Source organism: Aminobacter sp. BA135, assembly GCF_050859125.1.
Classification (GTDB): domain Bacteria; phylum Pseudomonadota; class Alphaproteobacteria; order Rhizobiales; family Rhizobiaceae; genus Aminobacter; species Aminobacter ciceronei.
Genome location: NZ_CP139572.1, coordinates 3,376,328 through 3,390,885 on the forward strand (window position 1 = coordinate 3,376,328; position 14,558 = coordinate 3,390,885).

At 61.3% G+C, this 14,558-nt stretch carries 9 protein-coding genes; 1 reads left to right on the top strand and 8 read right to left on the bottom strand.

What is annotated here, in order from left to right; genetic code table 11:
• Positions 1-30: 30 nt before the first annotated feature.
• Both rpsG and rpsL read right to left on the bottom strand, forming a co-directional pair.
• Complete coding sequence (gene rpsG / locus SLT36_RS16420; RefSeq protein WP_067961877.1) at positions 31-501, bottom strand: 30S ribosomal protein S7; 471 nt, start codon at positions 499-501, stop codon at positions 31-33.
• A 76-nt stretch (positions 502-577) separates the two neighbouring features.
• Positions 578-949: a 30S ribosomal protein S12 gene (gene rpsL / locus SLT36_RS16425; RefSeq protein ID WP_008837709.1), complete on the bottom strand. Its 372-nt coding sequence runs from the start codon at positions 947-949 to the stop codon at positions 578-580.
• A gap of 474 nt (positions 950-1,423) precedes the next feature.
• On the opposite strand from rpsL, the gene SLT36_RS16430 reads away from it, so the two are divergent.
• Positions 1,424-1,705 (top strand): transcriptional regulator, encoded by a 282-nt coding sequence (locus SLT36_RS16430; RefSeq protein WP_115732109.1) that lies wholly within the window; start codon positions 1,424-1,426, stop codon positions 1,703-1,705.
• A 25-nt stretch (positions 1,706-1,730) separates the two neighbouring features.
• Here SLT36_RS16430 and SLT36_RS16435 read toward each other — a convergent pair whose 3' ends face one another.
• The 6 genes from SLT36_RS16435 to rplJ all read right to left on the bottom strand — a co-directional run bounded on the left by SLT36_RS16435 (position 1,731) and on the right by rplJ (position 14,237).
• Positions 1,731-3,146, bottom strand: coding sequence for an APC family permease (locus SLT36_RS16435; protein WP_432283554.1), 1,416 nt, complete (start codon positions 3,144-3,146; stop codon positions 1,731-1,733).
• Between the two features lie 199 nt (positions 3,147-3,345).
• On the bottom strand, positions 3,346-4,440 hold the full coding sequence (locus SLT36_RS16440; protein ID WP_432283555.1) for an esterase-like activity of phytase family protein: 1,095 nt from the start codon (positions 4,438-4,440) through the stop codon (positions 3,346-3,348).
• Positions 4,441-4,575: 135 nt separating this feature from the next.
• Positions 4,576-8,772, bottom strand: coding sequence for a DNA-directed RNA polymerase subunit beta' (gene rpoC / locus SLT36_RS16445; protein ID WP_067966519.1), 4,197 nt, complete (start codon positions 8,770-8,772; stop codon positions 4,576-4,578).
• Positions 8,773-8,950: 178 nt separating this feature from the next.
• Positions 8,951-13,084 carry a DNA-directed RNA polymerase subunit beta gene (rpoB, locus tag SLT36_RS16450; RefSeq protein WP_432283556.1) on the bottom strand — a complete coding sequence of 1,378 codons (4,134 nt, stop codon included), beginning with the start codon at positions 13,082-13,084 and terminating at the stop codon, positions 8,951-8,953.
• 205 nt (positions 13,085-13,289) lie between these two features.
• Positions 13,290-13,664 (bottom strand): 50S ribosomal protein L7/L12, encoded by a 375-nt coding sequence (gene rplL / locus SLT36_RS16455; RefSeq protein ID WP_067961869.1) that lies wholly within the window; start codon positions 13,662-13,664, stop codon positions 13,290-13,292.
• Positions 13,665-13,718: 54 nt separating this feature from the next.
• On the bottom strand, positions 13,719-14,237 hold the full coding sequence (gene rplJ / locus SLT36_RS16460; RefSeq protein WP_067961867.1) for a 50S ribosomal protein L10: 519 nt from the start codon (positions 14,235-14,237) through the stop codon (positions 13,719-13,721).
• Between the last annotated feature and the right edge of the window lie 321 nt (positions 14,238-14,558).

Consider the following 14,558-nt stretch of genomic DNA (forward strand, 5'->3'; position numbering starts at 1 on the left):
GAGGTGCCTCTCAGTCGTTCGGACGCGCTATTACCAGCGGTAGTGCGCGAAGGCGCGGTTGGCTTCCGCCATCTTGTGGGTGTCTTCACGCTTCTTGACGGCGGTGCCGCGGTTGTTCGCCGCGTCCATCAGCTCGCCCGAGAGGCGGTCGACCATGGTGGTCTCGTTGCGGTTGCGGGCGGCAGTGATCAGCCAGCGAATGGCGAGTGCCTGACGGCGCTCGGGGCGCACATCGACCGGAACCTGGTAGGTGGCGCCGCCGACGCGACGCGAACGCACTTCCACGTGCGGCGCGACATTGTCGAGCGCCTGATGGAAGACAGTGACCGGCTCCTGCTTGGTCTTGGCCTGAACCTGGTCAAGCGCACCGTAGACGATCGTTTCGGCGATCGACTTCTTGCCGTCATACATGACGGCGTTCATGAACTTGGTGACGACGAGATCGCCGAACTTGGGATCCGGGTTGATTTCGCGCTTATCTGCACTGTGACGACGGGACATAGCTTTTGTCTCTCAAACTTGACTGGCGCTATATGACGCGGAGAACCTCGCGCAGCGCCTAATTGCAGAAGCCGAATTACTTCGGACGCTTTGCACCGTACTTCGAACGGCGCTGCTTGCGGTTCTTCACGCCCTGCGTGTCGAGCACGCCGCGGATGATGTGATAGCGAACGCCCGGAAGGTCTTTCACGCGACCGCCGCGGATCATGACCACGGAGTGCTCCTGAAGGTTATGGCCTTCGCCGGGGATGTAGCCGATCACTTCAAAGCCGTTGGTCAGGCGAATCTTCGCGACCTTACGCAGAGCGGAGTTCGGCTTCTTCGGCGTCGTCGTATAGACGCGCGTGCAGACGCCACGCTTCTGCGGGTTGGCCTGCATGGCCGGAACCTTGTTGCGCTTCACCGGCGCAATGCGCGGCTTGCGGATCAGCTGGTTGACGGTAGGCATTAAACCCTCTTGTCTCTCAATTCCGTGTCTTAAGCCCGTTCGGGGCGGCTTCAAGCGCGAAATCCATACGCGAATTCGGGCCACAAACCGCGATCTACGGTCTTGCCCGAACAAAGGCAGAGGAAGCGAATCCGCTTCATGCACGCCGGAAATGTCTTCTCGCTCGTAAAAAACGAACCCTGTTTGAGGTGAACTCCAAAGCACGTCGCTTCGGAAAAGCCAACCTCACATCGGCTCAGACGACGCGGTATCTACTCGCATGACCGCGAACCGTCAAGCCCATCCCCCCAAAAACCTTAACGAAACCGGGGCTTCGGGCGGGTTGGCGGGCTTGCGGCAACTATATTGCGCTGCAACATGGGCTGTAAGTCAGTTTATAAGGCTGTTTGTCCTGTTTTGCACCGCGCCTTCGTGCGAAAATCGGGGAAACCGGGGCGAATCCCCCGCAAACGAATCCGGATCCAGGGAATCACCATGAACGACAACGACGAACGGCCCGTGACGATCATCACCGGTCGGGTCTGGCGCAAGAAGGGCGGCAAGCCTGAAGGCGTCCACATCATGCTGGTGGCGCCCGACGACGACAGCGCCGTGCGCTCGGCGCTGGACGCGCTGGCCAAGGAGGGTTACGCCGAAGCAGAACTCGATCAGATCGGCGACATGCAGGGCGAACCTGACGACGAGCCGCACATCTCCGCCTATCAGGGAGCCCTCGAAGGCGAAGTCTCGATCGTCACCTTCAACGAGCCGTTCTGAGTCAGCGCATGTATATATAGAGAGGTCAGTTGACCGGCCCTGCCCCGCCGATGTCGGCCATTTCAGGTTCGGCAGGCTTTTGGCCAGTGGCGCGATTGACCAGCACGGTGACGAACCACAACACGACACCAATGCCGATCAGGATACCGGCGATCTTGTATTGAACGGGATCGCGCCCAGTCCAGGGGCCGGCGAAGAAAGCGCAAGCCACGGCTCCCAGGATCGGCAACAGCGTCGGGGTCCGGAAGTGATCGTGCCCAACCCTGTCCTTGCGCAGCACCAGCACCGCGATGTTGACCACCGTGAAGACGCATAGCAGCAGCAGTGCGGTTGTGCCGCCCAGCGCCGGCACCTCGCCGACGAATGTGATCAGCGCGAAGGCGAGCAAGGTGGTGAAGCCGATCGCGATGTAGGGCGTGCGACGCGAGGCGTGAACCTTGCCTAGCACTTCCGGCAAGACGTGTTCGCGGCTCATGCCATAGACCAGACGGCTGGCCATCAGCATGTTGATCAAGGCGCTGTTGGCGACGGCAAACATGGTGATGAAGCCGAAGATTTCGACCGGGAAGTTCGGCGCGCCGGCCTGGATGACCTTGAGCAGCGGCGTCTCGCCCTCGCCCAGTTGTTCCGGCGGCACGAGCGTGATCGCCGAGATCGACACGAGCACGTAGATCACGCCGGTGATCAGCAAACCGGTCAGCAGCACCTTCGGGAAGATGCGTGTCGGATCCTTGCACTCCTCGGCCATGTTGACCGAGTCCTCGAAGCCGACCATGGCGAAGAAAGCGAGCGTCGTCGCCGCGATCACCGACCAGAAGGCGCTGCGGTCGGGCGCCGAGTGGAACTGAGTGATACGGGAGACGTCACCCTCACCGGCGCCGATCGCCCAGAGGCCGATGACGATGATGATCATCAGGCCGGTGAACTCGACGCAGGTCAGCACGACATTGGCTTTGACACTTTCGCCGACGCCGCGGAAATTCACGGCTGCGACGATCGCCATGAATGCCAGACCGATGAGCGTGATGCCATAGGTGCCGGACAGGCCGAGATCGAAAGCGCCAGACATGTTGGCAGCGAAGGCGCGCGAGGCCGTCGACGCCGAGGTGATGCCCGAGCACATGACGGCGAAAGCGACGATGAAGGTGATGAAATGGATGCCGAATGCCTTGTGGGCGTAGAGAGCGGCACCGGCCGCCTTCGGGTATTTTGTGACCAGTTCGAGATAGCTGAAGGCAGTGATGACCGCGACGACGAAGGCAATCAGAAACGGCAGCCAGACCACGCCGCCAACCTGCTTAGCCACCTGCCCGGTCAGCGCATAGATGCCGGTGCCCAATATGTCGCCGACGATGAACAGCAACAGAAGCCACGGGCCCATGACGCGATGGAGGCTCGGCTCGACCGCCTGTCCTTTCGCATTGGAGGGGACATCGGTCATCGGGCACTCCTTTCAGGGCTGATGCACTTCAAGGAGGAGGCTATTTTCGCAACCTCGGGATGTCAAACGCCGCCAATACGTTAGAACAGACGCAGATGCGGCTGACAGCTCGCCGACCGGTGCCATCCCTGCGAGATCTCGGGAAAAGCCGCCAGATTGCGCCGGCGGCCCTTTCACCAAACGATCTGCAGCGCTCGGATCAGTTCGTCGCGGCATCCAGTTTGAGCACGACAAACTGGGTGAACTGCTCCGGGTTGAAGTTGTTGTCGGAGGCAATGACCAAAGTGCGCTGGCCGTCGACCTCCGGTCCCCATGTCACCGACTCGATATTGTCGATGTCGAGACCAAAGTCACCCTCACCCAGCTTAAGAACCTTGCGCTTGGGCATCGCGGTCGCCGCGACGCCCTTGATCGAGGCCGCCCCCTTCACGTCAGTCGCGCCAGAGAAACTCGCCAGGTAGAATTTGATCTCGTTGCCGATGCCGAGTGCGAAGGAGCGTTCGATCGTCAACAGCTCGCCTGGTGCGAAAAACATGAATTCGGACAGGCCATTGTCATTGTAATACGGGTCTTGGGTCGCCTTGGTGAAGATCGGCCCGTTGTCGTAGACATACTCGGATGACACAGCGCCGCTGGCGATGTCGAAGCCGATGATGCGCGACGGGCTGCCGGCTTCCAGCGTTGCCTTTTCGCCATCCTGTGCCAATGCGTTTTCGGTCCCCGCCCAAAGGGTCTTGCCGTCGGGCGAAATGGCAAGGCTTTCGAAAGCCAGGTTGCCGCGAACACCCCGCGTCCTGTCGGCATCGGGCAGATAGGCTTCGGGAATGGCAAAGCTCCTGACATGGGTGCCGTCGGGTTTTGCCTCATAGATTGCGGGTCGGCCGGCGGCATCACCCTCGCTCGACCAGAAGATACGGTTGGCCGCCGCGTCGAAGCGGATCGCCTCGGGGTCGACGTCCTTCTTGGCGAAGGCGGCACCTTCGGCGTTGCGTAGCTCCGCGCTCGACACGATGTCGATGCCGTGAACGCCCTTGCCGTCAATGGCAAGCTTCAGCGTGTAGAGCCGCGCCGGCGCGCGCTCAGAGCGGTCGTCAGAAATGGCGTAGAACAGCCCGCTCGCAGCGTCGTAGTCGAGACCGGAAATCCCGCCGAACTCGGTGCCCGCGATCTTCAGTCCGGTCGGCAGCACGACCTGGCCGAGCAACGACGCCTTGAATGGCGTGGTCTCCTCGGCCTGGGCTGGCAAGGCAGCCGACGCCAATAGGGCAGCGAGGGCGGAAAAGACGGTTTTCATGATGACGGCCACCTGGCATGTGCGTTGAAGCAGCATGATTAGCGGCGACATTTGACAGCGGCATGAAGCCCTGTTGTCACCGAAATGAAAAAAGGGGGCCGAGGCCCCCTTTTCCAGTTCTTTGCGACGACACTCTTACTGAGCGGCGTTGACCATGTCGGTCAGGATCGGCTCGGCCACTTCCGCACCCGAGAGCTTGCGGCGCTCATCGAGGATCAGCTCGTCGCGCGAGGTGGCGATGCGCCGGATCTGGCTCATCATGCCGCCCGTGCCGGCCGGGATCAGGCGGCCGACGATGACGTTTTCCTTCAGGCCCTGCAGCATGTCAGTCTTGCCGGCGACAGCTGCTTCGGTGAGTACGCGGGTCGTTTCCTGGAAGGAAGCGGCCGAGATGAAGGACGGCGTCTGCAGCGATGCCTTGGTGATACCGAGCAGAACCGGCTGACCTTCGGCAGGCTTCTTGCCTTCCTCGATCAGGCGCTCGTTGATCTCGTCGAACTCGATGACATCGACGTGATCGCCCGGGATATAGATCGAGTCGCCCTGTGCGGTGATCTCGACCTTCTGCAGCATCTGCCGGACAATGACCTCGATGTGCTTGTCGTTGATCGACACGCCCTGCAGTCGGTAGACTTCCTGGATTTCATTGACGAGGTAGGAAGCGAGAGCTTCCACGCCCTTGATGGCCAGGATGTCGTGCGGCGCCGGGTTGCCGTCGAGGATGTAGTCGCCCTTTTCGATGGCGTCGCCGTCCTGGAGATGGAACGGCTTGCCCTTCGGGATCAGGTATTCGACCGGCTCAAGCGTCGAGTCATGCGGCTCGATGATGATGCGGCGCTTGTTCTTATAGTCGCGACCGAAGCGGACCGTACCATCGATCTCGGCGATGATGGCGTGATCCTTTGGACGACGGGCTTCGAAGAGCTCGGCAACACGCGGCAGACCGCCGGTGATGTCCTTGGTCTTCGCGCTTTCCATCGGGATACGCGCCAGAACGTCGCCAGGGCGAACCTGTGCACCCGGCTCGACCGAGAGAATGGCCTCGACCGAGAGCAGGAAGCGGGCATCGCCGCCCTTCGACAGCTTGCCAACCTTGCCCTTGGAGTCCTGAACCACGATCGCCGGCTTCAGGTCGTTGCCGCGCGGGGTCGAGCGCCAGTCGATGACCTCACGCTTGGTGATGCCGGTCGACTCGTCGGCCGTTTCCTGGACGGAAATGCCGTCGACCAGATCCTCGAACGCCACACGGCCTTCGATTTCGGTGAGGATCGGACGGGTGTAGGGATCCCACTCGGCGATACGCTGGCCGCGCTTCACCTTGTCGCCATCGTCCACGAAGATACGCGAACCATAAGTGACGCGGTGGGTGGCGCGCTCCTTGCCGGTCTCGTCGAGGATCAGGATCGCCATGTTGCGGCCCATCACGACGAGGTTGCCGTCGGAGTTGCGAACCACGTTGCGGTTGCGGATCTCGACCTTGCCCTCATACGAGGCTTCAAGGAACGAGCTGTCCACCACCTGCGCGGTACCGCCCATGTGGAAGGTACGCATGGTGAGCTGCGTGCCCGGCTCGCCGATCGACTGAGCGGCGATGACACCGACAGCTTCGCCCTGGTTGACAGGGGTACCGCGTGCCAGGTCGCGACCGTAGCAGACCGCGCAGACACCGACCTTGACTTCGCAGGTCAGGGCCGAACGGATGCGAACCGACTGGACGCCAGCCTTCTCGATGACCTCGATGTCACGCTCGTCCATGAGCGTGCCGCCCTTGACCAGCAGATCGCCAGTGACCGGGTGGTTGATGTCGTCGAGCGCGGTGCGGCCGAGAATGCGCAGGCCGAGCGAAGCGACAACCTGGCCGGCATCGACGATCGGCTGCATGGTGAGGCCCTTGTCGGTGCCGCAATCAACCGAGTTGACGATGCAGTCCTGCGCCACGTCGACGAGACGACGGGTCAGGTAGCCGGAGTTAGCCGTCTTCAGAGCGGTATCCGCGAGACCCTTGCGGGCGCCGTGGGTCGAGTTGAAGTACTCGAGAACCGTCAGACCTTCCTTGAAGTTGGAAATGATCGGCGTCTCGATGATTTCACCCGACGGTTTGGCCATCAGGCCGCGCATACCGGCGAGCTGGCGCATCTGGGTGGGCGAACCACGCGCACCGGAGTGCGACATCATGTAGATCGAGTTCATCGGCTTCTGACGACCGCTGTCCTCGAACTCCACAGCCTTGATGCGGGCCATCATTTCGTCGGCGACCTTTTCCGAGCACTTGGCCCAGGCGTCGACGACCTTGTTGTACTTCTCGCCCTGGGTGATCAGGCCGTCATTGTACTGCTGCTCGTATTCCTTGGCCAAAGCCTCGGTGTCGGCGACCAGCTTCTCCTTGGTATCCGGGATCAGCATGTCGTCCTTGCCGAACGAAATGCCGGCGCGGCAAGCATGAGCGAAGCCGAGAGCCATGATGCGATCGCAGAAGATGACCGTCTCTTTCTGACCGCAGTGGCGGTAGACGGTGTCGATCATCTTGGAGATGTTCTTCTTGGTCATCTCCTGGTTCGCGGTGTCGTACGGCACGTTGACGTTCTTCGGCAGCAGTTCGCCGATGATCATGCGGCCAGGGGTCGTGTCGTGGATCTTGGACACGACGTTGCCTTCGGCGTCGACCGTGCGGAAGCGGCCCTTGATCTTGGCGTGCAGCGTGACAGCCTTGGTCTCAAGCGCGTGCTGGAGTTCGCCCATGTCGGCAAACACCATGCCCTCGCCCGGCTCGTTCTGGTTGACGATCGAGAGGTAGTAGAGACCGAGAACCATGTCCTGCGACGGCACGATGATCGGCGCGCCGGAAGCCGGGTGCAGGATGTTGTTGGTCGACATCATCAGCACGCGTGCTTCGAGCTGAGCCTCGAGCGACAGTGGAACGTGGACAGCCATCTGGTCGCCGTCGAAGTCGGCGTTGAAGGCCGTGCAGACGAGCGGGTGCAGCTGGATCGCCTTGCCTTCGATCAGCGTGGGTTCGAAGGCCTGGATGCCCAGGCGGTGCAGCGTCGGTGCGCGGTTGAGCAGAACCGGATGCTCGCGGATGACCTCGTCGAGGATATCCCAAACCTCAGGCTTTTCCTTCTCGACCAGCTTCTTGGCCTGCTTGACGGTCGAGGAGTAACCCTTGGCGTCGAGACGAGCGTAGATGAACGGCTTGAACAGCTCGAGCGCCATCTTCTTCGGCAGGCCGCACTGGTGCAGCTTGAGCTCCGGACCGGTCACGATGACCGAACGGCCGGAATAGTCGACGCGCTTGCCGAGCAGGTTCTGACGGAAGCGGCCCTGCTTGCCCTTGAGCATGTCGGACAGCGACTTCAGCGGACGCTTGTTGGCGCCGGTGATGACGCGGCCACGGCGGCCGTTGTCGAACAGAGCGTCGACGGCCTCCTGCAGCATGCGCTTCTCGTTGCGGATGATGATCCCCGGCGCGCGGAGCTCGATCAGGCGCTTCAAGCGGTTGTTACGGTTGATGACGCGGCGATAGAGATCGTTCAGGTCGGACGTCGCGAATCGGCCGCCATCCAGCGGCACCAGCGGACGCAGGTCCGGTGGGATCACCGGCACGACCTTCATGATCATCCACTCGGGACGGTTGCCCGACTCCATGAAGTTCTCAACCACCTTGAGGCGCTTGAGATACTTCTTCTGCTTCAGTTCCGACGTCGTCGTCGCCAGTTCCGAACGCAGATCGCCGGCGATCTTCTCGAGATCCATCGAGGCGAGCAGGTCGTGAATGGCTTCAGCGCCGATCATGGCGGTGAAGCTGTCCTCGCCATACTCGTCGACGGCGATCTGGTACTCTTCCTCGCCGAGGAGTTGGTGCTCCTTGAGTGCGGTCAGGCCCGGCTCGGTGACGATGTAGTTCTCGAAATACAGGACGCGCTCGATATCCTTGAGCGTCATGTCGAGCAGCGTGCCGATGCGGCTCGGCAGCGACTTCAGGAACCAGATGTGGGCGACGGGGGCTGCGAGCTCGATGTGGCCCATGCGCTCGCGGCGAACGCGCGACAGGGTGACTTCCACGCCGCACTTTTCGCAGATGACGCCCTTGTACTTCATGCGCTTGTACTTGCCGCACAGGCACTCGTAGTCCTTGATCGGGCCAAAGATGCGGGCGCAGAACAGCCCGTCACGCTCCGGCTTGAAGGTGCGGTAGTTGATCGTCTCCGGCTTTTTGATTTCGCCGAACGACCAGGACAGAATCTTCTCAGGGCTGGCGAGCGAAATCCGGATGGAATCGAACACCTGCGCAGGCGCCTGGGGGTTGAAGAGATTCATGACCTCTTGGTTCATGCCGTTCTCCTTTTCGGGGCCCACGAAAGCCCCTTTTCATCGTGTGCGGGCCAGAGCGCCCGCCAGCTTTCGGCCATCGCCGAAGAATTCTCATCGATGAACGCGATCAGTACCCAACCATGGGGATCGCGCTCAGGCGGCGACGCCGCGGACAAATCCCGCGGCGCGCCTTTGGTGCTTACTCGGCGGCGTTCGGCAGCCGATGGTTTTCGTCGACCTTGGTGTTCTCAAGCTCGACGTTGAGGCCCAGCGAACGCATTTCCTTGACGAGAACGTTGAAGCTCTCGGGGATGCCCGCTTCGAACGTGTCGTCGCCGCGCACGATCGCCTCGTAGACCTTGGTACGGCCGGCCACGTCGTCCGACTTCACGGTCAGCATTTCCTGCAGCGTGTAGGCGGCGCCGTAAGCCTCGAGCGCCCAGACCTCCATTTCGCCGAAGCGCTGGCCACCGAACTGCGCCTTGCCGCCCAGCGGCTGCTGGGTCACGAGCGAGTACGGTCCGATCGAACGGGCGTGGATCTTGTCGTCGACTAGGTGGTGAAGTTTGAGCATGTAGATGTAGCCCATGGTCACCTTGCGGTCGAACGGCTCACCCGTACGGCCATCGTACAACTGCGACTGGCCAGAGGTGTGAAGACCCGCCTGCTCCAACATGATGTTGATGTCGGCTTCATGCGCGCCGTCGAACACCGGGGTCGCAATCGAGACGCCACGCTTCATCTGCTCGCTGAGGCGAACGATGCTTTCGTCGTCGTAATCGCGGACCGGCTCGTTGCGGTCGTTGGCCGGAATGAAGCTCTCGAGCGTCTCGCGCAGCGGCTTGATATCGCCACCAGACTTGTACGCCTCGATCAGCTCACCGATCTTCTTGCCCATGCCTGCGCATGCCCAGCCCAGATGCGTTTCCAGAATCTGGCCGACATTCATGCGCGAAGGCACGCCGAGCGGGTTGAGCACGATATCAGCATGCGTGCCGTCTTCGAGGAACGGCATGTCCTCGACCGGAACGATACGCGACACGACACCCTTGTTGCCGTGACGGCCGGCCATCTTGTCGCCGGGCTGCATCTTGCGCTTCACCGCAACGAAGACCTTGACCATCTTCATGACGCCGGGCGGCATCTCGTCGCCGCGCTGCACCTTCTCGACCTTGTCCATGAAGCGCTGCTCGAGCTGCTTCTTGGAGTCGTCGTACTGGCCGCGCAGAGCTTCAAGCTCACCCTGCATCTTCTCGTCTTCGACGGCGAACTGCCACCACTGCGAACGCGGATAGTCGTCCAGCGTCTCCTTGGCGACGGTCGAGCCCTTCTTGAAGCCCTTCGGTCCGGCAATCGCGTCCTTGCCGATGAGCATGTCGCTCAGACGGCTGTAGACGTTGCGATCGAGGATCGCCTGCTCGTCGTCACGGTCCTTGGCGAGACGCTCGATTTCCTCGCGCTCGATTGCCATGGCGCGTTCGTCCTTCTCCACGCCGTGGCGGTTGAAGACGCGCACTTCGACGACGGTGCCGAAGGTTCCGGGCGGCATGCGCATGGAGGTGTCACGGACGTCGGACGCCTTTTCACCGAAGATGGCACGCAGAAGCTTCTCTTCCGGCGTCATCGGGCTTTCGCCCTTCGGCGTGATCTTGCCGACCAGGATGTCACCCGGTGCAACTTCCGCACCGATGTAGACGATACCGGCTTCGTCGAGGTTCTTCAGAGCCTCTTCCGAAACGTTCGGAATGTCGCGCGTGATTTCCTCTGGCCCGAGCTTGGTGTCGCGCGCCATGACCTCGAACTCCTCGATGTGGATCGAGGTGAAGACGTCGTCGGCCACGATGCGCTCGGAGAGCAGGATCGAGTCCTCGTAGTTGTAGCCGTTCCACGGCATGAACGCGACGAGCACGTTACGGCCGAGAGCCAGATCGCCGAGCTCGGTCGACGGACCGTCAGCGATGATGTCGCCCTTGTTGACCCGGTCACCCATGCGAACCAGCGGGCGCTGGTTGATGCAGGTGTTCTGGTTCGAACGCTGGAACTTCATCAGACGGTAGATGTCGACACCGGACTTGCCCGGATCGAGGTCTTCGGTCGCACGGATAACGATACGGGTCGCGTCGACCTGGTCGACGATACCGCCGCGGCGAGCGCCGATGGCAGCGCCAGAGTCACGGGCAACGATCGGCTCCATGCCGGTACCGACGAACGGAGCCTCGGCGCGCACCAGCGGCACGGCCTGACGCTGCATGTTCGAGCCCATCAGAGCGCGGTTGGCGTCGTCGTTTTCCAGGAACGGGATCAGCGCAGCTGCTACCGACACCATCTGCTTCGGCGAAACGTCCATAAGGTCGACGTTTTCGCGCGGCGCCATCATCACTTCGCCGGCGTTGCGGCAAATGACGAACTCGTCGACGAAGTGGCCATCCTTGTCGAGCTCGGCGTTGGCCTGGGCTACGAAGTGCTTGGCCTCTTCCATCGCCGAGAGATAAACGACCTCATTGGTCAGCGTGCCGTCGACGATCTTGCGGTAAGGGCTCTCGATGAAGCCGTACTTGTTGACGCGTGCGAAGGTAGCCAGCGAGTTGATCAGACCGATATTCGGGCCTTCCGGCGTCTCAATCGGGCAGATACGGCCGTAGTGGGTCGGATGCACGTCGCGGACTTCGAAGCCAGCACGCTCGCGGGTCAGACCACCGGGCCCAAGCGCCGAAAGACGACGCTTGTGGGTGATCTCGCTGAGCGGGTTGGTCTGATCCATGAACTGCGACAGCTGCGACGAACCGAAGAACTCGCGCACGGCGGCAGCCGCCGGCTTCGCGTTGATCAGGTCCTGCGGCATGACCGTGTCGATTTCGATCGAGGACATACGTTCCTTGATCGCGCGCTCCATGCGAAGCAGACCGACGCGATACTGATTTTCCATCAGCTCGCCGACCGAACGGACACGGCGGTTGCCGAGGTTGTCGATGTCGTCGATTTCGCCCTTGCCGTCGCGCAGTTCGACAAGCGTCTTGACCACGGCAAGGATGTCATCCTTGCGCAGGACACGGACGGTGTCTTCGGCGTCGAGCTCAAGGCGCATGTTCATCTTGACGCGGCCGACTGCCGACAGGTCGTAGCGCTCGCTGTCGAAGAACAGCGAGTTGAACATAGCTTCAGCGGTTTCGAGCGTGGGCGGCTCGCCCGGACGCATGACACGATAGATGTCGAACAGCGCGTCCTGGCGGCTTTCGTTCTTGTCGACGGTCAGCGTGTTGCGGATGTAGCCGCCGACGTTGATGTGATCGATGTCGAGGATGTTGATCTCTTCCTCGCCAGCCGCGAGCAGGACCTTCAGGGTCTTTTCGTCGATCTCGTCGCCGGCTTCGAGAAAGATCTCACCGGTGGCGTAATTGACGATGTCCTCGGCGAGGTAGCTGCCGAAGAGATCGTCTTCGGTCGCCTTGATCGCCTTGAGGCCCTTTTCGGCAAGCTGCTTGGCCTGACGCGCGGTGATCTTCTTGCCGGCTTCGACAACGATCTCGCCAGTGTCGGCGTCGACCAGGTCGCCGACAGCCTTGAGGCCGCGGAAACGGTCTACCGAGAACGGAATGCGCCAGTGGTCGCCCGACTTCTTGTAGGTGATCTTGTTGTAGAAGGTCGACAGTATCTCTTCACCGTCCATGCCGAGCGCCATCAGCAGCGACGTCACCGGGATCTTGCGGCGACGGTCGATACGGGCGTGGACGATGTCCTTGCTGTCGAACTCGATGTCGAGCCACGAACCGCGATAAGGGATGACACGCGCGGCAAACAAAAGCTTGCCCGACGAGTGCGACTTGCCCTTGTCGTGATCGAAAAACACGCCCGGCGAACGGTGCATCTGCGAGACGATGACGCGCTCGGTGCCGTTGACGATGAAGGTGCCGTTGGAGGTCATGAGCGGCATGTCGCCCATGTAGACGTCCTGCTCCTTGATGTCCTTGATCGACTTCGCGCCGGTGTCCTCGTCAATATCGAACACGATGAGGCGCAGCGTCACCTTGAGCGGCGCAGCAAAGGTCAGATCGCGCTGACGACATTCGTCGACGTCGAACTTCGGTGCTTCGAACTCATACTTGACGAATTCCAGCATCGACGCGCCGGAGAAGTCAGAAATCGGGAAGACCGACTTGAAAACGGCCTGCAGTCCTTCATCGGGACGGCCGCCCTTGGGCTCGTCCACCATGAGGAACTGGTCGTAGGATGCCTTCTGAACCTCGATGAGGTTCGGCATCTCCGCAACTTCCGGGATCTTTCCGAAGAACTTGCGTACGCGTCTGCGGCCATTGAAAGTCTGGACCTGGGCCATCGTCGCTCCTTGCTGCCTTTCTTGGGGTGAGCGTCGCTAATGCTCACCTTGCATGCGCGCCGCCTCGGCGGCGGCCTATCCAAAACGGGCGAAAACCCGTTTCCTGAAAGCCGCTTGCGGCCATCAGGAAATAGGTTCCCCACACAATCCCCCGGGTCACGGGAGCCGGTGGGCGGCAACTGCGCCGCCCACCGAAACCGTGAGCTTACTTGAGCTCGATCTTGGCGCCAGCTGCTTCCAGCTGAGCCTTGAGCTTCTCGGCGTCGGCCTTCGAAACGCCTTCCTTGACGGGCTTCGGAGCGCCTTCGACGAGGTCCTTGGCTTCCTTGAGGCCCAGGCCGGTGATGGCGCGGACTTCCTTGATGACTTCGATCTTCTTGTCGCCGGCAGCTGCCAGGATGACATCGAACTCGGTCTTCTCTTCGACCGGTGCAGCAGCGGCGCCGCCGCCAGCAGCAGCAACAGCCACGGGAGCTGCAGCCGAAACGCCCCACTTCTCTTCGAGGAGCTTCGACAGCTCAGCCGCCTCGAGGACGGTCAGGGCCGACAGGTCGTCAACGATCTTTGCGAGATCAGCCATTATTCTATTCCTTCAATCAGTTCGAACGTGAGTTGATGATAGCGAGGAACGGCCTCATGCCGCCTCGTCCTTCCGGGCATAAGCGCCAATGACGCGCGCGACCGAAGCCGCCGGCGCATTGACGATCTGGGCGATCCGGGTAGCCGGGGTGGCGATCATGCCAACCAGCTTTGCACGCAGCTCGTCGAGCGACGGGAGCGAGGCGAGAGCCTTCACACCATCGGCGTTGAGCAAGGTCGTGCCCATCGAACCACCAAGGATGACAAGCTTGTCATTGGTCTTGGCGAATTCGGACGCGACCTTCGGCGCTGCAATCGGATCTTCCGAATAAGCAACCAGCGTCTGTCCCTTGAACAGATCGATGATGTTTTCGGATTCCGTGCCCTGAAGAGCGATTTTGGCGAGACGGTTCTTCGCGACTTTGACGGTGCCGCCGGCCTGACGCATCTTCACGCGAAGATCGTTCATTTGCGCGACGGTGATACCGGCATAGTGGGCCACGACCACTGAACCTGCGTTCGAGAACGCGTCATTCAGGCCCGTGACGAGTTCGCGTTTTTCCGCTCTGTCCACTGCCTATCTCCAGTTGACCGCCTCCCATTTGCGGGGTGAGCGGTCGGGTTGCCTTTTGCCGGGCGGCCAATCCAGAAATTCCAGATCACCCGAACGGCGCTCGAGGATCCTGCCCCCTTTCGCCACACCTGACGGGCTTGCGGCCCGGCGCGATGCGCAGACAAAAGGCAAACACGGTTCGAACCTTTCATTGGAGCCGAGGCTCCGTTGTCTGGTCTTCACCCGTCTCATGCAGGCCCATTCGAATTAAGGACCAAGGGTCGCCTGGACCGCCTGCAATCTCGGACAGGATTTTCGAAAGCTGTTGCCAGCTTCCGAAAA

Coding starts and splice junctions, on each gene's coding strand:
- rpsL (WP_008837709.1), bottom strand. CDS start 949: ATGCCTACCGTCAACCAGCTGATCCGCAAGCCGCGCATTGCGCCGGTG.
- SLT36_RS16435 (WP_432283554.1), bottom strand. CDS start 3,146: ATGACCGATGTCCCCTCCAATGCGAAAGGACAGGCGGTCGAGCCGAGC.
- rpoC (WP_067966519.1), bottom strand. CDS start 8,772: ATGAACCAAGAGGTCATGAATCTCTTCAACCCCCAGGCGCCTGCGCAG.
- rplL (WP_067961869.1), bottom strand. CDS start 13,664: ATGGCTGATCTCGCAAAGATCGTTGACGACCTGTCGGCCCTGACCGTC.
- SLT36_RS16440 (WP_432283555.1), bottom strand. CDS start 4,440: ATGAAAACCGTCTTTTCCGCCCTCGCTGCCCTATTGGCGTCGGCTGCC.
- rpoB (WP_432283556.1), bottom strand. CDS start 13,084: ATGGCCCAGGTCCAGACTTTCAATGGCCGCAGACGCGTACGCAAGTTC.
- SLT36_RS16430 (WP_115732109.1), top strand. CDS start 1,424: ATGAACGACAACGACGAACGGCCCGTGACGATCATCACCGGTCGGGTC.
- rpsG (WP_067961877.1), bottom strand. CDS start 501: ATGTCCCGTCGTCACAGTGCAGATAAGCGCGAAATCAACCCGGATCCC.